The sequence below is a fragment of the Rhodococcus sp. IEGM 1341 genome (assembly GCF_030056895.1).
In the GTDB taxonomy this organism is placed as follows: Bacteria; Actinomycetota; Actinomycetes; order Mycobacteriales; family Mycobacteriaceae; genus Rhodococcoides.
This window is the reverse complement of the sequence record NZ_JASHKV010000003.1, coordinates 175858-195345: the sequence shown is the minus strand read 5'-3', so window position 1 is coordinate 195345 and position 19488 is coordinate 175858. Positions and strand designations below refer to the sequence as shown.

The 19488-nt window shown below is 64.9% G+C and carries 16 protein-coding genes; 11 read left to right on the top strand and 5 right to left on the bottom strand.

What is annotated here, in order from left to right; translation table 11 throughout:
* Positions 1–33: 33 nt before the first annotated feature.
* Positions 34–1134 carry a glycine cleavage system aminomethyltransferase GcvT gene (gcvT, locus tag QM615_RS10350; RefSeq protein ID WP_149406139.1) on the bottom strand — a complete coding sequence of 367 codons (1101 nt, stop codon included), beginning with the start codon at positions 1132–1134 and terminating at the stop codon, positions 34–36.
* A 117-nt stretch (positions 1135–1251) separates the two neighbouring features.
* Here gcvT and QM615_RS10345 point away from each other — a divergent pair, with 117 nt between their 5' ends.
* Positions 1252–2775 (top strand): leucyl aminopeptidase, encoded by a 1524-nt coding sequence (locus tag QM615_RS10345; RefSeq protein ID WP_149406140.1) that lies wholly within the window; start codon positions 1252–1254, stop codon positions 2773–2775.
* A gap of 48 nt (positions 2776–2823) precedes the next feature.
* Here QM615_RS10345 and QM615_RS10340 read toward each other — a convergent pair whose 3' ends face one another.
* Positions 2824–3165: an oxidoreductase gene (locus tag QM615_RS10340; protein WP_094688555.1), complete on the bottom strand. Its 342-nt coding sequence runs from the start codon at positions 3163–3165 to the stop codon at positions 2824–2826.
* Between the two features lie 377 nt (positions 3166–3542).
* Between QM615_RS10340 and sucB the strand changes: the two genes are divergently transcribed.
* From sucB to QM615_RS10315, 5 genes are all read left to right on the top strand, one after another.
* Positions 3543–5330, top strand: a complete 1788-nt coding sequence (gene sucB / locus QM615_RS10335; protein ID WP_149406141.1) for a 2-oxoglutarate dehydrogenase, E2 component, dihydrolipoamide succinyltransferase — start codon at positions 3543–3545, stop codon at positions 5328–5330.
* A gap of 149 nt (positions 5331–5479) precedes the next feature.
* Complete coding sequence (locus QM615_RS10330) at positions 5480–6370, top strand: TIGR01777 family oxidoreductase (RefSeq protein ID WP_149406142.1); 891 nt, start codon at positions 5480–5482, stop codon at positions 6368–6370.
* 21 nt (positions 6371–6391) lie between these two features.
* Positions 6392–7171 (top strand): lipoyl(octanoyl) transferase LipB, encoded by a 780-nt coding sequence (lipB, locus tag QM615_RS10325; RefSeq protein ID WP_149406143.1) that lies wholly within the window; start codon positions 6392–6394, stop codon positions 7169–7171.
* A 10-nt stretch (positions 7172–7181) separates the two neighbouring features.
* Entirely contained in the window at positions 7182–8195 is a 1014-nt protein-coding gene (gene lipA / locus QM615_RS10320) for a lipoyl synthase (protein ID WP_176459221.1), read from the top strand.
* Positions 8196–8256: 61 nt separating this feature from the next.
* On the top strand, positions 8257–9012 hold the full coding sequence (locus tag QM615_RS10315) for a DUF4191 domain-containing protein (RefSeq protein ID WP_094640148.1): 756 nt from the start codon (positions 8257–8259) through the stop codon (positions 9010–9012).
* A gap of 40 nt (positions 9013–9052) precedes the next feature.
* Here the strand turns inward: QM615_RS10315 and QM615_RS10310 are convergent, their stop codons facing one another.
* Positions 9053–9517: an RDD family protein gene (locus tag QM615_RS10310; RefSeq protein ID WP_149406144.1), complete on the bottom strand. Its 465-nt coding sequence runs from the start codon at positions 9515–9517 to the stop codon at positions 9053–9055.
* Between the two features lie 167 nt (positions 9518–9684).
* Between QM615_RS10310 and glnA (QM615_RS10305) the strand changes: the two genes are divergently transcribed.
* From glnA (QM615_RS10305) to QM615_RS10285, 5 genes are all read left to right on the top strand, one after another.
* The gene (gene glnA / locus QM615_RS10305) at positions 9685–11121 is read left to right on the top strand and encodes a type I glutamate--ammonia ligase (protein ID WP_032368128.1); all 1437 of its coding nucleotides are present in this window, start codon (positions 9685–9687) and stop codon (positions 11119–11121) included.
* 186 nt (positions 11122–11307) lie between these two features.
* The gene (locus QM615_RS10300; protein WP_283347319.1) at positions 11308–11958 is read left to right on the top strand and encodes an ABC transporter permease; all 651 of its coding nucleotides are present in this window, start codon (positions 11308–11310) and stop codon (positions 11956–11958) included.
* Entirely contained in the window at positions 11951–13147 is a 1197-nt protein-coding gene (locus tag QM615_RS10295) for an ABC transporter ATP-binding protein (RefSeq protein WP_149406145.1), read from the top strand. Before QM615_RS10300 ends, QM615_RS10295 begins: the two co-directional genes overlap by 8 nt.
* Complete coding sequence (locus QM615_RS10290) at positions 13144–13929, top strand: ABC transporter permease (protein WP_149406146.1); 786 nt, start codon at positions 13144–13146, stop codon at positions 13927–13929. Before QM615_RS10295 ends, QM615_RS10290 begins: the two co-directional genes overlap by 4 nt.
* Positions 13929–14912 carry a glycine betaine ABC transporter substrate-binding protein gene (locus QM615_RS10285; RefSeq protein WP_149406147.1) on the top strand — a complete coding sequence of 328 codons (984 nt, stop codon included), beginning with the start codon at positions 13929–13931 and terminating at the stop codon, positions 14910–14912. The genes QM615_RS10290 and QM615_RS10285 overlap by 1 nt, the downstream gene beginning before the upstream one ends.
* A 13-nt stretch (positions 14913–14925) precedes the next feature.
* On the opposite strand, the gene QM615_RS10280 is transcribed toward QM615_RS10285, so the two are convergent.
* Together QM615_RS10280 and glnA (QM615_RS10275) are read right to left on the bottom strand one after the other, a co-directional pair.
* Positions 14926–17973: a bifunctional [glutamine synthetase] adenylyltransferase/[glutamine synthetase]-adenylyl-L-tyrosine phosphorylase gene (locus tag QM615_RS10280; RefSeq protein ID WP_149406148.1), complete on the bottom strand. Its 3048-nt coding sequence runs from the start codon at positions 17971–17973 to the stop codon at positions 14926–14928.
* 129 nt (positions 17974–18102) lie between these two features.
* Positions 18103–19443 carry a type I glutamate--ammonia ligase gene (gene glnA, locus QM615_RS10275; RefSeq protein ID WP_032379097.1) on the bottom strand — a complete coding sequence of 447 codons (1341 nt, stop codon included), beginning with the start codon at positions 19441–19443 and terminating at the stop codon, positions 18103–18105.
* Positions 19444–19488: the final 45 nt, after the last annotated feature.

The window sequence follows — 19488 nt, the reverse complement described above, 5'->3', positions numbered from 1 at the left end:
TCCTATCGTCACGGCCACCGAGCTCTCGCGCGGTCACCTGGTCTTCGCTGCGACGAAGGGCGGCGCGACCACTTCGCAGCGCAACGCTCGCCCACGAACGTCGACTTCGACCTCGGTGCCCACCGCAGGAGCGGCTTCTGCGTCGAGCAGGGCGAGGGCGATTCCGATCTTCAGCGACGGCGAGAACGTGCCGGACGTCGTCGTTCCGATCTGCTGCCCCGATGCCCTGACGGCAAGGCCCGGGCGCAGGACACCGCGATCGAGAGCCCTCAGTCCACGCAGCACACGCGCCGGTCCGCTCTCCTTCTCCGAGGACAAGGCTTCCTTGCCCCAGAACGCGTCCTTCTTCCACCCGATAGCCCAGCCGCAGCGCGCCTCGAGGGGCGAGATGTCCAGTGCCAGTTCGTGTCCGTGCAACGGGTACCCCATCTCGGTGCGCAATGTGTCGCGCGCTCCGAGCCCGCACACCTGTCCCCCACGAGACCGCACTGCAGCCATCAGCGCCCGGAAGAGCGGTTCGACGTCGCCCGCGGGTGGAACCAGTTCGTAGCCGTGCTCGCCGGTGTATCCGGTTCGGCAGACTCGCACCGCAACCGAATTCCAGGTGGCGTCCTCGAACGCCATGTAGTCCATGTCGGTCGGCAGGCCCAGTTCCTGAAGAACCTCGGTCGATTTCGGTCCCTGCACGGCCAGGACTCCGAACTCACGGTGCTGGTTCACCACCGAAATCCCGTCGGGTGCCTGCTCGGCCATCGCCGCGACGACGGCCGCCGTGTTCGCCGCGTTCGGCACCAGAAAGACGTCCTCGTCCGAGACGTAGTAGGCGATCAGGTCGTCGACGACGCCGCCGGATTCGGTGCAGCACAGCGTGTACTGCGCCTTGCCCGGTTCTATTCGGTTCAGATCGTTGGTGAGAACGGAGTTCACGAACGCAGCGGCACCGGGTCCGGTCACCGACGCCTTGCCGAGATGCCCGACATCGAACAGACCCACGGCCTCTCGCACTGCCGTGTGTTCGACGACGACCCCGGCGTACGACACCGGCATGGTCCAGCCGCCGAAAGGTGCGAATGTCGCACCCAATTCGGTGTGCACGGCGTGAAGTGGTCCCTCGATCAGCTCGGTGTCGGTCATGGCGGTCACGCTAGCTCACATCACGGCCGTCGCGGGCCCGGCAGACCGACTGCGTCCCTCGACGAGCCGTCATTAGGATCGAGGTACGTACACGTCAACCCCTACAGGAGCAGCCACGTGCCTTCACCCTCGACGCCTTCCCGCACTCTCGGACCCGACCTGGTCCTCGCGGGCAAGCTCGGTAAGAAAGTCGACGTTCTCGTCGTCGCGCTGAGTACCAGCGACGACGGCCTCGAGCTCGCCATCACCGACGACATCTCCGACGACGCCGTCGCTGCTGCGCTGCTCGATTCCTTCGAGTCCGTCGGTGCCACCGGCAAGGCCGATGAACTGGTGCGCATTCCGGCACCGGCCGGCCTGTCCGTGGACAGCGTCCTTGCGGTCGGCCTCGGTAGCGCAGCCGACATCGACAGCGAGCGCATCCGGCAGTCCGCCGGAACCGCGGCCCGTGCACTGAAAGGCGTCGATACGGTTGCGACCACGTTGTCGGCACTCGATCTCGGTGCGGCCGCGGAAGGTTTCTTTCTCGGCGCGTATCAGTTCACCGAGTTCAAGTCCTCGCTCTCGGCACCGAAGGCGGACGGTCTTCCCCTCGCCCGTGTCGAGTTGCTCGTGCCCGACACGCGCTCGAAGGACGCCAAGAACGAGCTGGCACGCTCGATCGCCATTGCCGAATCCGTCGCTGTAGCACGTGATTTCGTCAACACCCCGCCGAGTCACCTCTACCCGGAGGAGTTCGCGGCGCAGGCGAAGGCGCTGGGTACGGCTGCAGGTCTGAAGGTCGAGATCCTCGACGACAAGACACTGGAGAAGGACGGCTACGGCGGCATTCACGGCGTCGGCAAGGGTTCTTCACGCCTGCCGCGACTGGTTCGCCTGACGCACTCGGGCGGCAAGCGGGGCGCGAAAAAGGTCGCCCTGGTGGGCAAGGGCATCACGTTCGACACCGGCGGCATCTCCATCAAACCCGCTGCGGGCATGGAGAACATGACCTCGGACATGGGCGGTGCGGCTGCGGTCATCGCGACGGTGATCCTGGCCGCGAAGGTCGATCTACCGCTCGACGTCGTCGCGACGGTGCCGATGGCCGAGAACATGCCGTCGGGCACAGCGCAGCGTCCGGGCGATGTCCTGACCCAGTACGGCGGCATCACCGTGGAGGTCATCAACACCGACGCCGAAGGCCGCTTGGTGTTGGCCGACGCGATCGTGCGTGCCTGCGAGGACGATCCGGATTACCTCATCGACACCGCGACACTGACCGGGGCCCAGGTGGTCGCGCTCGGCAATCGAACGCCAGGGGTCATGGGCACCGAGGACTTCCGCGACCGCGTCGCCGAGATCTCTCAGGCCATCGGCGAGAACGCGTGGCCGATGCCGTTGCCGAAGGAGATCCGACGTGAACTCGATTCCAAGGTGGCCGATCTGGCGAACGTCACCAACGGTCGGGCCGGTGGAATGCTGGCCGCTGCGCTGTTCTTGAAGGAATTCGTCCCCGAGGGTGTCGAATGGGCTCACATCGACGTCGCGGGACCGGCGTACAACACCGGCGGGCCCTTCGGGTACACCGGCAAGGGCGGCACCGGCGTTCCCGTACGGACGATGTTCGCGGTCCTCGAGGACATCGTCGAGAACGGCTGATGGCACAGTCCGTGCGTGCGGATCCGAATCTGCACGCACGGATTTCGGTCAGAGATCGCGCTGCTGCTGTTCGCGCTTCTTGATGATCTTCTGGCGAGCGTCGTGATCGCGCATGCGCTGGGGGTAGCCGGTCTTGCGCACGTCGTAGACCGGCATCTTCAGGTCGCGTCCGATCTTTCGTGCATATTTTTCATCCAGCGGCCGACGGGTCCACTCGCCGTCGTTCGCGACGAGCACCACCGTCAGCGGGGTCACCGTCGTCTTCGGCTCGACGTAGGCCTCGACACCGATTCGAGCGGCCGTCCAATCGGCCAGGTACTGGGCAACCGACCCCTCGGGGCCACGTTTCGCGGACCCGCCGCTTCGTTTGAGTCGATCGAACAATCCCACGAGAACATCCTTTTCGTACGGCCGATGGATCACCGGTTCGGGTGCCGGAATGTTGTTACCCGCCAGTTTGCCAGGCGTGTTGAACGCCCTAGGGGAACGGCGAGGCGATAACAATGGAAGGATGACATTAGAGGGTTCAGCTCTCTTGATAGTGAACCAAGGCTCGTGAAGTGAGTAAGTGAATTGCCGAGAGGGAGTGTCTACGTGGGCGCTGTGTCGAGCCGAACACGCTCGATCGGTGTCTTGTGCACCGGCGCCTCCGTCGAACCGAATCACGCAACTCTCGTCCATGAACCCTGTTCCGCCAGCACAATGGTCTGCGACCACGAGTCGTCGAACCACATCACCCGCACACAACTGTCGAGGAGTCAACAGACATGGCCTTCTCCGTCCAGATGCCAGCTCTTGGTGAGAGCGTCACCGAGGGAACTGTCACGAGGTGGCTCAAACAAGAAGGCGACACCGTCGAAGTCGACGAGCCATTGCTCGAAGTCTCCACGGACAAGGTCGATACCGAGATCCCGTCGCCTGCAGCCGGTGTTCTGACCAAGATCGTCGCTCAGGAAGACGACACCGTCGAGATCGGTGGCGAGCTCGCCCAGATCGGTGACGCAGGCGAGGCTCCCTCGTCCGACGCGCCGGCCGAGGAAGCTGCCCCCGCCGAGGAGTCGGCACCCGAGGAAGCTGCCGAGGAGCCCACTCCCGCAGCCGAGCCCGAGCCACAGGCCGAGGAGGAGGCACCCGCAGCGAGTGCATCGTCCGACTCGTCCGGATCAGGCACCCCGGTGACGATGCCCGAGTTGGGTGAGTCCGTCACCGAGGGCACCGTGACCCGTTGGCTCAAGGCCGTCGGCGACGAGGTTGCTGTCGACGAACCACTGCTCGAGGTCTCCACCGACAAGGTCGACACCGAGATCCCGTCTCCGGTCGCCGGAACTCTGCTCGAGATCTCCGCCGAGGAAGACGACACGGTCGCCGTCGGTGGCCAGCTCGCTGTCATCGGATCGGGATCGCCGGCCGAGAAGGCCCCCGAGCCCGAGGCCACCCCGGAGCCCGAGGCCCCCAAGGCCGAAGAGCCGCAGAAGGAAGAGCCCAAGAAGGAGGCTCCCAAGCAGGAAGCCCCGAAGGCCGAACCGAAGCCCGAACCCAAGGCCGAGCCCAAGCAGGAGGCCCCCAAGGCTGCTCCCGCCAAGGAGTCGGCACCGTCGGGTGATTCCAGCCCGTACGTCACGCCGTTGGTTCGGAAGCTGGCGTCGGACAACGATGTCGACCTCTCGACGGTCAAGGGCACCGGTGTCGGTGGACGCATCCGCAAGCAGGATGTGCTCGCTGCTGCCGAGGCCAAGAAGGCTCCGGCTGCTCCGGCCGCCGAGGCTGCGCCCGCCGCGGCCGCCAAGCCTGCTTCGCCGGCCACCGCCGGTGTTCGTCCCGAGCTCGCGCATCTTCGCGGTACCACGCAGAAGATCAACCGGATCCGGCAGATCACCGCGAAGAAGACGCGTGAGTCGCTGCAGACCTCTGCGCAGCTCACCCAGACCTTCGAGGTGGACGTCACCAAGATCGCCGGTCTGCGGACGAAGGCGAAGGCGAAGTTCGCCGAGAACGAGGGCGTCAACCTGACGTACCTGCCGTTCTTCGCGAAGGCTGTCGTCGAAGCTCTGAAGGCGCATCCCAACGTCAACGCGAGCATCAACGAGGAAGCCAAGGAGATCACGTACCACGCCGATGTCCACCTCGGTATCGCCGTGGACACCGAGCAGGGTCTGCTCTCCCCCGTCATCCACAATGCGGGCGACCTGTCGCTCGCCGGGCTGGCTCGGGCGATCAACGACATCGCGACCCGTGCACGTTCGGGTGGGCTCAAGCCCGACGAGCTGTCCGGTGGCACGTTCACGATCACCAACATCGGCAGCCAGGGTGCCTTGTTCGACACCCCGATCCTGGTTCCGCCGCAGGCCGCCATGCTGGGCACGGGCGCAATCGTCAAGCGTCCGGTCGTCGTCAAGGACGACTCGGGCAACGAGTCGATCGGTGTTCGCTCGATGTGCTACCTGCCGCTCACCTACGACCACCGCCTGGTGGACGGAGCCGATGCGGGACGCTTCCTCACGACGATCAAGCAGCGTCTCGAAGTGGCGTCGTTCGAGGCCGATCTCGGCCTGTAGGCAACCGGCGAATCGCTACTCTCACGTATTCTGGTGAGAGCGCGAAACATTCGCATCGGAGTCTCGAAAAGAGGGGCACGAACCGTGCATCCGGGGCATCATTCGTTCGCGAATGATGCCCCGTTTGCGTCAAGGAGGCTTTCGTTCACATGCGCGTAGTCATTGCAGGTTCATCAGGTTTGATCGGCACGGCCCTGGTCGCAGCGCTGCGGGGCCGTAGCCACGACGTCACCCGCCTGGTTCGGAGATCACCGGCCGGACCCGACGAGTCACAGTGGGATCCATCGCGCGGAAGCGTCGATGCGGCCGCGCTCGCCGGAGCCGACGCGATCGTCAACCTCTGTGGTGTCGGAATCGGTGACAAGAGATGGTCCGGTGCGTACAAGCAGTTGGTACGGGACAGCCGCATCGCTCCCACCGAAGTACTCGCAGGGGCTGCCGCCGACGCGGGTGTGCCCACTCTGATCAACGCGAGCGGCGTCAACTTCTACGGCGACACGGGCGATCGGGTGGTCGACGAGACGGCTCCCGTCGGTGAGGGGTTCCTGGCCGAGGTCTGTCGTGATTGGGAGAACGCCACGTCTGCGGCGTCGGACGCGGGTGTTCGCACGATCATGCTGCGCAGCGGCGTCGTGCTGTCGCAGCGCGGCGGCATGTTGGGCAAGCTTCGGCCGCTGTATCTGTTCGCCCTCGGCGGGCGGCTCGGCAGTGGCCGCCAGTACTTCCCGTGGATTTCTCTCGAGGACGAGATCGGCGCCATCGTCCACGGCATCGAGAACGACTCCCTGCGTGGCCCGGTCAACATGGTCGGCCCCACTCCGGTGACCAACGCGCAGTTCAACAGTGCGATGTCGCGCGCGGTGCACCGTCCGGCCCCCTGGGTCGTCCCCGGCTTCGCACTGAAGGCAGTGATCGGAGAATTCGCCGAGGAGGCCATTCTCACCGGGCCACGGGCAATTCCGAAGGCTCTCGAGGACGCGGGCTACACCTTCGAGCACAACACCGTGGGAGAGGCACTGCGGGTGGCCGTCGGCTCCTGACGCGGCGTACCGTTCCGATTCATGAGTGATGCGAACTCTTCGTCGGCCGTAGTGTCGGCGCGCGCGAGCTCCGAACCGATGGTGGTGCGCGAGTTGGGCACCGTCGAGTACACCGAGGCCTGGGCACTGCAGCGCGAGCTGGCCGGAGCCCGGGCAGATGGTGTCGGATCCGACACGCTGCTGTTGCTCGAGCATCCGTCCGTCTACACGGCAGGGCGGCGCACTGCCGAGGAAGACATGCCGCGGGACGGCACTCCCGTCGTCGAGGTCGATCGTGGCGGCAAGATCACCTGGCACGGTCCGGGCCAACTGGTGGGTTATCCCATCGTGAAGCTCGAGCAGCCGATCGACGTCGTCAAGTACGTGCGCCGGATCGAGGAAGCTCTGATCTCCGTCGTGTCCAGGTACGGCATCGACTGCGGACGCGTCGACGGCCGATCGGGAGTGTGGTTGGCAGCCGAGATGCGCGACGGCGCGTGGCTTCCCGAACGCAAGATCGCCGCCATCGGAGTACGCGTTCAGCGTGGGGTGACGCTGCACGGATTCTCACTGAACTGCAACGCCGCCATGACCGGCTTCGATGCGATCGTCCCGTGTGGCATCGCCGATGCGGGTGTGACGTCGCTGTCGCTGGAGCTGGGCCGAGACGTCACCGTCGGCGAGGTAACCGCTGCTGTCACCGAGGCCGTTCTGGCCGCGCTGGACGGGTCGATGCCCGTGCAGGATCACGAGATCGAACATCCGGCCGTCACGAGTGCGTCGATCAACCCGCAGTTCACCACGGTCCGCTTCGGCGCGTAGCATCGACTCTGTGACTGTGGCCCCAGAAGGACGCAAGCTGCTCCGCCTCGAGATCCGAAACGCGGAGACCCCCATCGAACGCAAACCCAACTGGATCAAGACCAAAGCGAAGATGGGCCCGGAATACACCGAGCTCAAGGGTCTTGTGAAGCGTGAAGGTCTGCACACGGTGTGCGAGGAAGCCGGCTGCCCCAATATCTACGAATGCTGGGAGGATCGCGAAGCGACCTTCCTCATCGGCGGTGAGCAATGCACCCGCCGTTGCGATTTCTGTCAGATCGACACCGGCAAGCCGGAGGACCTCGATCGAGACGAGCCGCGCCGGGTGGCGGAGAGCGTGCAGGCCATGGGTCTGCGCTACTCCACGATCACCGGCGTTGCTCGGGACGATCTCGAGGACGGCGGCGCGTGGCTGTACGCCGAGACGGTGCGGTACATCAAGAAGCTGAACCCCAACACCGGCGTCGAGCTGTTGATCCCCGATTTCAACGCCAAGCCGGATCAGCTGGCCGAGGTGTTCTCTTCCCGCCCCGAGGTGTTGGCGCACAACGTCGAGACGGTGCCGCGCATCTTCAAGCGCATCCGCCCCGCCTTCCGGTATCAGCGGTCGATGGACGTCATCACCGCGGCCCGCGACGACGGTCTGGTCACCAAGTCGAATCTGATCCTCGGCATGGGTGAGACCCCGGAAGAGGTGCAGGAAGCCATTCGTGATCTGCACGAGGCCGGTTGCGACATCCTGACCATCACCCAGTACCTGCGCCCGTCGCCGCGCCACCACCCGGTCGAGCGTTGGGTCAAGCCGGAAGAGTTCGTCGAGCACTCCGATTACGCCACCGAGATCGGGTTCGCCGGTGTGCTGGCCGGTCCGTTGGTCCGCTCCTCGTACCGCGCCGGACGCCTCTACGCACAGGCCATGGCGCATCACGGCCGAGAATTGCCCGAGAGCATGAGCCACCTGACCGATGGTGGCGAGGCCTCTCAGGAGGCCAGCTCGCTGATGGCTCGTCTGGCCGCGCGCTGATCGTCGTTCCCAATCCGGAGCGGTGCGAGTGAGCGTCGGCACAGGACGTATCCTGTGAGGTATGGCGAACGGCAGTAAGGCTGGCAAAGCAGCAAAGCCCAGCAAGGAAGCAAAAGCGGCTGCCAAGGCGGCGCGCAAGCAGGCATCGAGGGAACGGCGCAAGCAACTCTGGCAGGCGTTTCAGATGCAGCGCAAGGACGACAAGGTTCTCCTGCCGCTGATGATCGGGTCGGTGGTCGGGCTGGGGCTCCTCGGATTCCTCATCGGCCTGGCCTTCGGTTTCCAGTGGTTCCTGCTCCCCATCGGACTGCTCCTCGGAGTCCTGGTTGCGTTCATCATCTTCGGTCGCCGCGTGCAGAAGTCGGTGTACAAGAAGGCCGACGGGCAGGCCGGAGCGGCCGCGTGGGCCCTGGACAATCTGCAGGGGTCGTGGCGGGTGACCAACGCGATCGCCGGAACCACCCATCTCGACGCCGTGCATCGTGTCATCGGCAAGCCCGGTGTCATCCTCGTGGCCGAGGGTGCACCGCACCGCGTGAAGTCGTTGTTGGCGCAAGAGAAGAAGAAGACCGCCCGCTTGGTGGGCGATACTCCGATCTACGACATCATCGTCGGCAACGAGGAGAACCAGATTCCGCTGTCGGGTCTGCAGAAGTACCTGTCGAAGTTGCCGAAGAACATCGACGGCAAGCGCATGGACACCATCGAGTCGCGGCTTTCCGCTCTCGGCACCAAGGGGGGCCCGGCGATGCCGAAGGGACCCATTCCCGGCGGAGCCAAGATGAAGGGCGTTCAGCGGACCATGAAGCGCCGCTAGTACTCACGACCACTCGAAACAGCCCTGGTGCGACGACCCCTCAGCGGGTCCGCAGCAGGGCTGTTCCCGTTGCGCGGTCGTGCATTCCTCGGCCGTCCATGTCGGTCACGACGGCCGGTACGACGAACAGCAGAATCAATTGGCGAACTAGGGCGCGGACGAATCCGACCCGCGCATGGGCGTCGATGCGTGCCACCTGAACACCGACGACGAACTGCCCCGGGGTGAACGAGAACAGTGAGACGCTCACCAGTCCCACTCCGAACCACACGGCCAGCACGATCGTCGAGATCAGGCCACTGGTGGTGTATCCGCCGAGAATCAGCGACGCCACGCCGGTGGCCATCGTCCAATCCAGCAGCAACGCGAGGACTCTACGTCCGGTACCTGCCAGCGATCCGACGCCCTGCTGCGGCAGACCCAACTCCTCCCCGCGAAAGTTCTGGGGTTCACGTGGGTTCGCCGAGGCCGGTCCGGACAACCAGGACCCTGTCATTCGTGCCATGATTTCAAGGATAGGCGCGGTCGGGCACACGGGAAAACACCTGGACGTACTGTTGTCCGTGCCAGTCGTGAGCCAGGACGTGTAACACGGGCGAAACACGAGCTTGACGGGCGGGCAACACCAAGTCCATACCGTCAGGTCGACGGACTCAACAAAGGAGCAAAAGCGTGGCGTTTTCCACGGCCCAAGAGGTCATCAAGTTCATCGCAGATGAAGGAATCGAATACGTCGACATCCGGTTCACGGATTTGCCGGGTGCACAGCAGCACTTCTCGATCGCCGCCAAGGCGTTCACGGCAGACACACTGGAAGACGGCCTCGCGTTCGACGGCTCGTCCGTCCGCGGCTTCCAGTCCATTCACGAGTCCGACATGATTCTGCTTCCGGACTACGCCACCGCTCAGGTCGATCCCTTCCGCAATGCGAAGACGCTGAACATCGACTTCTTCGTTCACGACCCGTTCACGCGTGAGGCCTACAGCCGCGACCCGCGCAACGTCGCACGTAAGGCCGAGGAGTACTTGGCGAGCACCGGCATCGCCGACACCGCTTACTTCGGTGCCGAGGCCGAGTTCTACATCTTCGATTCCGTGCGCTTCGATTCGCAGGCGAACGGCGCGTTCTACGAGGTCGATTCGTCCTCGGGTTGGTGGAACACCGGAGCCGAGACCGAGGCCGACGGCAGCCCGAACCTCGGCTACAAGGTGCGTTTCAAGGGTGGCTACTTCCCCGTCGCTCCGTACGACCACTACGTCGACCTGCGCGACCAGATTTCGACCAACCTGCAGAACGCGGGCTTCGAGCTCGAGCGTGCGCACCACGAGGTCGGCACCGGCGGCCAGCAGGAGATCAACTACAAGTTCAACACGCTGCTTCGCGCAGCGGACGACCTGCAGCTGTTCAAGTACATCGTCAAGAACACCGCATGGCAGAACGGCAAGTCCGCGACGTTCATGCCGAAGCCGCTGTTCGGCGACAACGGCTCGGGCATGCACGTGCACCAGTCCCTGTGGAAGGACGGCAAGCCTCTCTTCCACGACGAGGCCGGATACGCCGGACTGTCGGATCTCGCTCGCCACTACATCGGCGGCATCCTGCATCACGCGCCGTCGCTGCTGGCGTTCACCAACCCGACGATCAACTCGTACCACCGTCTGGTGCCGGGCTACGAGGCCCCCATCAACCTGGTCTACAGCCAGCGCAACCGCTCCGCTGCGGTGCGTATCCCGATCACCGGCAACAACCCGAAGGCCAAGCGCCTCGAGTTCCGTGCGCCGGACTCCTCGGGTAACCCGTACCTGAACTTCGCCGCTCAGATGATGGCGGGTCTGGACGGAATCAAGAACAAGATCGAGCCGATGGCTCCGGTCGACAAGGATCTCTACGAGTTGCCGCCCGAGGAAGCCAAGAACATTCCTCAGGCACCTACCTCGCTGAATGCCGTGATCGACCGGCTCGAGGCCGATCACGACTACCTCACCGAGGGTGGCGTCTTCACCACCGACCTGATCGAGACCTGGATCTCGCTCAAGCGCGAGCAGGAAATCGCTCCGGTGAACCTGCGTCCGCACCCGTACGAGTTCTCGCTGTACTACGACGTGTGATCGTCTGATTTCACGCTGACAATGCCCGGCCGAATCCTTTCGGCCGGGCGTTGTTGCGTTCCCGGGCAGTAACCGATCGGCAACGCTTACGGCAATCGACGAAGAATTCAGACCGGTCGGCGTTTGATTGTCGGTACGCGGGGTAAAGGTATTTATCCGCTACCGGCGAACAGAGGACGCAACTGCATGGATGCACTGTGGGAATTCATCGTCGGACGGCGAAGGCAGTTGGCGATCGACTCCTATCTGCACGTCTCGGCCGTCGTTCAGTGCGTCGTCATCGCCACCGTCATCGGTGTCGCGATCGGTGTTCTGGTCTACCGCAGCCCCGCTGGGTCGGCGATCGCGACGGCTCTCGCGAGCACGATCCTGACGATCCCCTCGTTCGCGCTGCTGGGAGTTCTCATCCCCATCATGGGATTGGGCGTTCGGCCGACGGTGACCGCGTTGGTTCTGTATTCGCTGCTGCCGATCATCCGCAACACCGTGGTGGGTCTCGCTGCAGTCGATCCAGCCGTCGCCGACGCCGCTCGCGGTATCGGCATGAGTCGCACGCTGGTGCTGCGACGCATCGAAATCCCTCTCGCCTGGCCGTCGATCCTCACCGGGATGCGGATCAGCACACAGATGGCCATGGGCATCCTGGCCATCGCTGCGTACGCGAAAGGCCCTGGCCTGGGCAACCTGTTGTTCTCCGGACTCGCTCGCGTAGGCAGTCCCACAGCCCTACCGCAGGCCCTCACCGGCACTGTCCTGATCATCCTGCTGGCGTTGATCCTGGACGGGATCTACGTGTTGATCGGCAAACTGACCACCTCGAGGGGTATCCGTGAGTGACTCGACCCGTACATCCAACGTCTCCGGCGCGGAAATCGTGCTCGAGAACGTGACCAAGAGCTACCCGGGGCAGAAGCTGGCCGCGGTGGACAACGTGTCCATGACGATTCCCGCCGGCGAGGTCGTCGTTCTGGTCGGGCCCTCGGGCTGCGGCAAGACGACGACGATGCGCATGATCAACCGGCTCATCGAACCGACGTCGGGCCGCATCACCATCGGTGGCAAGGACGCGCTCTCGATCGACCCCAACGAGTTGCGTCGCACCATCGGCTATTCCATCCAGCAGGCGGGTCTGTTCCCGCACATGACGATCGCGCAGAACGTCGGCATGGTGCCCGGGCTCATCGGATGGAACAAGAAACGCATCGACGATCGCACCGACGAGATGCTCGATCTCGTCGGGCTCGATCCGGCGGTGTACCGCCAGCGCTATCCGCGTCAGCTCTCCGGTGGCCAGCAGCAGCGTGTCGGCGTCGCCCGCGCTCTCGCCGCCGATCCCCCGGTGCTGTTGATGGACGAACCCTTCGGCGCGGTCGATCCGATCACCCGAGGATTGTTGCAGGACGAGTTGATGCGGCTGCAGGCGGAACTGGGCAAGACCATCGTGTTCGTGACCCACGATTTCGACGAGGCCGTCAAGCTCGGCGATCGAATCGCGGTGCTCGGAAACCAATCGACGATCCTCCAGTACGACACCCCCGAGGCCGTTCTCGCCAACCCCGCCGACGACACCGTCGCCGGATTCGTCGGGGCCGGGGCCGCGTTGAAGCAGCTGACCCTGATGCGCGTACGCGACATCGAACTGTCCGACGTTCCCGTCTTCGGCGAGGACGACTCGGTGGAGAAGATGAACACCGCTCTCGGCTCCGATCCGGAGGCGTGGGGAATCATCCTCGACGCGCGCAAGAGGCCGCTTCGCTGGACCGATCGCCGCCACCTCGTGGGGGTCGGCAGCCTGCGCGATGTGGGTGTGCCGATGGGCGAGATGGTCTCGACGCAGTCCACCCTGCAGGACGCACTGGAAGCTCTTCTCTCCGAGGGCAACGCGACGGCCACCGTGACCGGCAACCGCGGCGAGTACGTCGGCACCGTGACGATCGACGTGTTGATCGACACCATCAAATCTCTGCGGTCTCAGCACGCCAACGATCACGACGAGGCGCGCAGCGACGTCGGGACGCCGTCGTGACCACACTCGCCGACACCGGCGAAACCACGAAGGACACCGCGCGCGCCGCCAAGCGGGCCGAGCGACTCCGGCTACTCATCCAGCCCGTGGTCATCCTCGTCATAGTGGCCGTGCTCTTGGTCTACACGTTCAGCCGGGACCTCACCGCCACCCAGTCGGGCACCCTCAACGCCGGCAGCATCACCACCGCCGTCCGCGAGCACGTGGCGATCACGTTCGTCGTGACGGCACTCGTTCTCGCCATCGCGGTACCGCTCGGGATTCTTCTGACGCGGCCCGGGTATCGAAAGCTGGCCCCGCTGTTCATCGGTATCGCCAACATCGGTCAGGCAGCGCCGGCCGTCGGACTGCTCGTTCTGTTGTTCCTGGCCACCGGATGGACCGGATTCACTGCCGGCGTTCTGCCCATCGCGTTCTACTCACTGCTCCCGGTTCTGCGGAACACCATGCTGGGCTTCCAGACGGTGGACCCGAACTACATCGATGCCGCACGCGGACAGGGCATGTCGAACATGGGCATCCTGCGGCGCATCGAGTTTCCCCTCGCGGTTCCGTTCATTCTCGCCGGTCTGCGGACCTCGCTCGTGTTGGCTGTGGGCACCGCGACACTGAGTTTCCTCGTCGGAGCGGGCGGTCTGGGCGTGTTGATCGATACCGGCTACAAGCTCAACCAGCCGATCATCCTCGTGGTGGGAGCAGTTCTTGCTGTTGCTCTAGCACTGCTGGTCGACTGGCTGGGCGCACTCGCCGAGGCATTCCTCGGACCGAAAGGACTCCGCTGATGCGGCGCACCACTCGACGACTTGCGGCCCTGTGCGCCGCGGCAACCCTGGCGCTCTCGGGATGCGGATTGCAATCCGGCGGTGCCATGCCGTTGTCGGTCGAGCCGGGCAGCATCACCCCGCTCCCCGGCCTCGAAGGTGCCCAGTTCACCGTGGGATCCAAGGACTTCACCGAGCAGATCATCCTCGGCTACATCCTCGAATTCGCGTTGAGCGCAGCCGGTGCCGACGTACGGGACCTGACCAACATCGCCGGATCGCAGAGTGTGCGGCTGGCCATGCAGAGCGGTCAGGTGGACGTCGCCTACGAGTACACCGGTACCGGATGGATCAACTTCCTGGGCAACGAAACCCCCATTCCCGACGCCACCGAGCAATTCGAGGCCGTGCGCGACGCCGACAAGGCAAATGGCATCGACTGGGTCAATCCGGCCCCGATGGACAACACGTACGCGCTGGCGATGAATCAGCAGGTTGCACAGGAGACCGGGGTTCGCACTCTGTCCGACTATGCCGCTCTGGTGAACCGAGATCCCGCTGCCGCGTCATTGTGCGTCGAGACCGAGTTCAACAGTCGTCAGGACGGGTTGCCCGGGCTCGCCGCCACATACGGATTCGACGCCAGCACGTTGCCGGTGCAGATTCTGCAGACCGGCGTCATCTATCAGGCCACGGCCGAGGGCGCGCAGTGCCGGTTCGGTGAGGTGTTCACCACCGACGGACGTATCAAGGGCCTGAATCTGACGGTCGTCGAAGACGACAAGTCGTTCTTCCCGCGCTACAACGCGACCGTCATCATCCGCCAGGAGGTCGCCGATCAGTACCCCGAGATCGCCGAGGTGACCGCACCGATCTCGGCCGCGTTGACCAACGAGGCCATTTCCGAGCTGAACAAGCAGGTCGACATCGACGGACGCGAGCCTGCGGACGTCGCACGGGACTGGATGGTTCAGCAGGGGTTCGTCACCGTCGGAAGTGATTAGCGGCAGACGGGGCCTAATTCCCGCCGAACGTCCTCTCCACCACTGCCTTTGCTCGACGCGTCACTCGTAGGTAGTTGTCGAGGAACGCTCCGGCATCGCCGTTCTCCCAACCCGCTACCTGCGCGACCGCCGACAGCACAGCTCCCGGTCGCGGCAGCTGATCGGTGGGCTTACCGCGCACCAGGACCAGCGCGTTGCGGGCCTTGGTTGCCAGAATCCACGCCTCCCTGAGCAATTCGACGTCGGTTTCGCTCATGAGCTCGGCTGCGCCGATGGCGTCGAGCGACTGCAGAGTCGAGGTGTTGTGCAGCGTCAGGACCTTGTGCGCGTATCTGAGCTGGATGAGCTGGACGGTCCACTCGATGTCTGCCAGTCCCCCACGTCCGAGCTTGGTGTGGGTGGAGGGGTCGGCCCCCTTGGGTAGACGCTCGGAGTCGATGCGCGCCTTGATGCGTCGGATTTCGCGGACCGCGTCGGCGGACACGCCGCCCTCGGGGTAGCGCACCTTGTCGGCCATCAGCAGGAATCGGATTCCGAGATCCTGGTCGCCGGCCACTTGGTGTGCGCGCAGCAGAGCCTGCACTTCCCAGGCCTGAGCCCACTGCGAGTAGTACGCGGCGTACGACGACAGGGTGCGCACCACAGGTCCGCTTCGCCCTTCCGGTCGCAGACCGGTGTCGACCTCGAGGGGCGGGTCGGTGCTGGGCGCGCCGAGCAGTTTGCGGATGCGATCGGCAATGGTGTTGGCCCACTTGACCGCAACGGTTTCGTCGGCACCGTCGACCGGATCGCAGACGAACAGCACGTCGGCGTCGCTGCCGTAGCCGAGCTCACCGCCGCCGAGGCGACCCATACCGATGACGGCCAGCGTTGCCGGTGCCGGTTCCCCGCGTTCCTTCTCGCTGGCGCGTACGGCTGCTGCGAGGGCGGCGTTGATGACCGCGGCCCAGACCGAAGACAAGGCCCGGCACACCTGAGGCACGTCGAGCATGCCGAGGATGTCCGCCGAGGCCACGCGGGCCAGTTCGTGACGCCGCAGCGCCCGAGCCGCGTTGATCGCCCGCACCGGATCCTCGTACCGAGCCGAGGACGACAGGATGGCGCGGTACGTCTCTTCCGGCTCGACATCGAGCAGGCGCGGACCTGTGGGTCCGTCGGCGAACAGACGGATGACCTCGGGAGCTTTGATCAACAGATCCGGCACGTAGGCCGAGGAGCCGAGCACGATCATCAGGCGCTGTGCCACCGCGCCTTCGTCGCGCAGCACGCGCAGGAACCACGTCTGCTCCCCCGCCGATTCGGACAGCCTGCGGTAATTGAGCAGTCCGGCGTCGGGGTCGGGGGTATCGGCAAGCCATTCGAGCAGCGTCGGGAGCAACACCGCCTGAATCTGACCGCGACGAGTGCCGGAGCCGACGAGCGCACGCAGGTGGCCCAACGCATTCTGCGGGGTCGCGTAGCCCAGCGCAGCGAGCTGACGCGTTGCGGCGTCGGGCGTCAGACGCACCGTCTCGGAGTCGAACTTGACCACCGAGTCGAGCAACGGCCGATAGAAGAGCTTGGCGTGCAACCGGCGGATGCGCTGCGCATTGCGCTTGATCTCGGCGTTCAGCACACCGAGAGCGTCGCGGTTGCCGTCGGGTCGCATGTGCGCCGAACGGGCCAGCCACCGCAGGGCTTCCTCGTCGTCCTGAGGAGGCAGGGTGTGTGTGCGACGCATTCGCTGCATCTGCAGGCGGTGCTCGATCAGCCGGAGAAACTCGTAGGAGGCCGTCAGGTTAGCGGCATCGTCGCGGCCGACGTAGCCGCCCTCGGTGAGTGCGGTCAGTGCATCGGTCGTGCCGAGAACGCGCAGCGACTCGTCGGTTCGACCGTGCACCAATTGCAGAAGCTGAACGGCGAATTCGACGTCCCGCAGGCTGCCGCGTCCGAGTTTGATCTCGCGCTCGCGGAGCTCAGGCGGCACCATTTCCTCGACTCGACGCCGCATGGCGCGCACCTCGGGCACGAAGTCCTCGCGCTGGCTGGCCAACCACACCATCGGGTTGACCGCGTCGACGTAATCGTTGCCGAGCGCGATGTCGCCGGTCATCGGCCGGGCTTTGAGCAGCGCCTGGAACTCCCAGGTCTTGGCCCAACGCTTGTAGTAGGCAACATGCGAATCCAGGGTGCGGACCAGCTCGCCGCGCTTGCCCTCGGGCCGCAGCGCCGCGTCCACCTCGAAGAACGCCGAGGATCCGATGCGCATCATCTCACCGGCGATGCGGCTCGCCTGCGAGTCGGCGGGCTCGGCGACGAACACGACATCGACGTCGGATACGTAATTGAGTTCGCGCGCACCGCATTTGCCCATTGCCACGACGGCCAGACGCGTCGGACACGGAGAGTCAGGGGACACGGTGGCAACCGCCACCGCCAGTGCAGCGGTCAGCGCAGCGTCGGCCATGTCCGACAGTTGCGACCCCACAACCGTGTACGGCAGGACGGGCTCGTTCTCGACGGTCGCGGCGAGGTCGTATGCCGCCAGCACCATGATCTGGTCGCGGTACTTCTTGCGCAGCGCGATCACCGCGGGCGGTCCTGTGACGGTCGCGCGGTACAGGTCCGGTGCGGCATTGGGGCCGGTCTCGGGCTCGGCCCCGACAGCCTCGAGCAGTTCCGCGACCAGGGTGGCTTTGGTGGGGAGCTCGATCTTCGCCGAGACTCCGCTGCTCTGACCTTCCTTGGTCAGCAGCAGACGCCAGGTGCTGTCGTCGGCAACCAGGTGATCGGCGAGCGCACTCGAAGCGCCGACGAGACCGAGGATGCGCCCGCGGAAGCCCTTGTCGGTGCGCAGTGCAGAGTCGAACTCGGCCCACCCGGCACCGAGCAGTTCGTACATCCGCACCAGGGTCCGCAGTGCGAGGTCCGCGTTGGGCGCACGGGAGAGCGACCACAGCAGTTCGAGGCTTTCCTCCCCCGTCCAGCCGAGGGTGCGCAGGTCGGACGGCGCAGTTTCTTCGACGAGGCCGAGACGGCCCGGTCCGGGAACGACGGATCTGGAGGTCGGAGGACGCACCATCAGAATCCACCTCGGGGTGCCACAGAATTACCTCGTCGTCAGTACACAGCGGCGCGAGGGTGCTCGCGTCGGCATCGGAACTACCATTGAAGGATCGAGTAGAACGTAGCCCATGACGACGCCGTGCTGTTAAAGACCCAGGTAGGCCTTCAGCTCGTACGGCGTGACGTGACTGCGGTATTCCTCCCACTCGCGACGCTTGTTGCGGAGGAAGAAGTCGAAGACGTGCTCGCCCAGTGCTTCGGCGACCAGTTCGGAGCCTTCCATCGCGTTCAAGGCCTGATCGAGGTTGCCCGGTAGTTCCTTGTAACCCATGGCGCGACGCTCGGCGGAGGTCAACGCCCACACGTCTTCCTCGGCCTCGGGCGGCAGGGTGTAGCCCTTCTCGATTCCGCGAAGACCGGCCGCGAGCAGCACCGCGAATGCCAGGTACGGGTTGCAGGCCGAGTCTGGGCTACGGATCTCGACGCGACGCGAGGATGCCTTGTTCGGGGTGTACATCGGCACGCGGATCAGAGCCGAGCGGTTCGCCGGCCCCCAGGATGCAGCGGTCGGTGCTTCGCCGCCGCGCACGAGTCGCTTGTAGGAGTTGACCCACTGGTTGGTCACGGCGCTGATCTCGTTGGCGTGTTCGAGGATGCCGGCGATGAACGACTTGCCGGTCTCCGAGAGCTGCATCGGGTCGTCCGGGTTGTGGAAGGCGTTGGCATCGCCCTCGAACAGGCTCATGTGCGTGTGCATCGCCGAGCCGGCCTGGTCGCTGAACGGCTTGGGCATGAACGTCGCGCGCACACCCTCCTCGATGGCGACTTCCTTGACCACGTAGCGGAAGGTCATGATGTTGTCGGCCATCGACAGTGCGTCGGCGTAGCGGAGGTCGATCTCCTGCTGGCCGGGCGCGGCCTCGTGGTGGCTGAACTCGACCGAGATTCCCATCGACTCGAGCGCGTCGATGGCGTGCCTGCGGAAGTTCGGGGCCGAGTCGTGGACAGCCTGGTCGAAGTAACCGCCGTTGTCGGCCGGGGTCGGCGGTGAGCCGTCCTGCGGCGCGTCCTTGAGCAGGAAGAATTCGATCTCGGGGTGCACGTAGCAGCTGAACCCGAGGTCCGCGGCCTTGCTCAACTGGCGACGCAGTACGTGGCGCGAGTCGGCCCAGGACGGCGACCCGTCGGGCATGGCGATGTCGCAGAACATTCGCGCCGAGTGCTGGTGACCCTTGCTGGTGGACCACGGCAGAATCTGGAACGTCGACGGATCGGGCTTGGCCACGGTGTCGGCCTCGGACACTCGGGCGAATCCTTCGATGGCGCTACCGTCGAAACCGATTCCCTCGTCGAAAGCCCCTTCGAGCTCGGCGGGGGCGATGGCCACCGACTTGAGGTACCCGAGGACGTCGGTGAACCAGAGGCGGACGAAACGAATGTCGCGCTCTTCGAGGGTCCGGAGCACGAATTCCTTTTGACGATCCATGAACGCGAGAGTAAGCAAACGGAGTTAAATCTGTGTTACATCGTG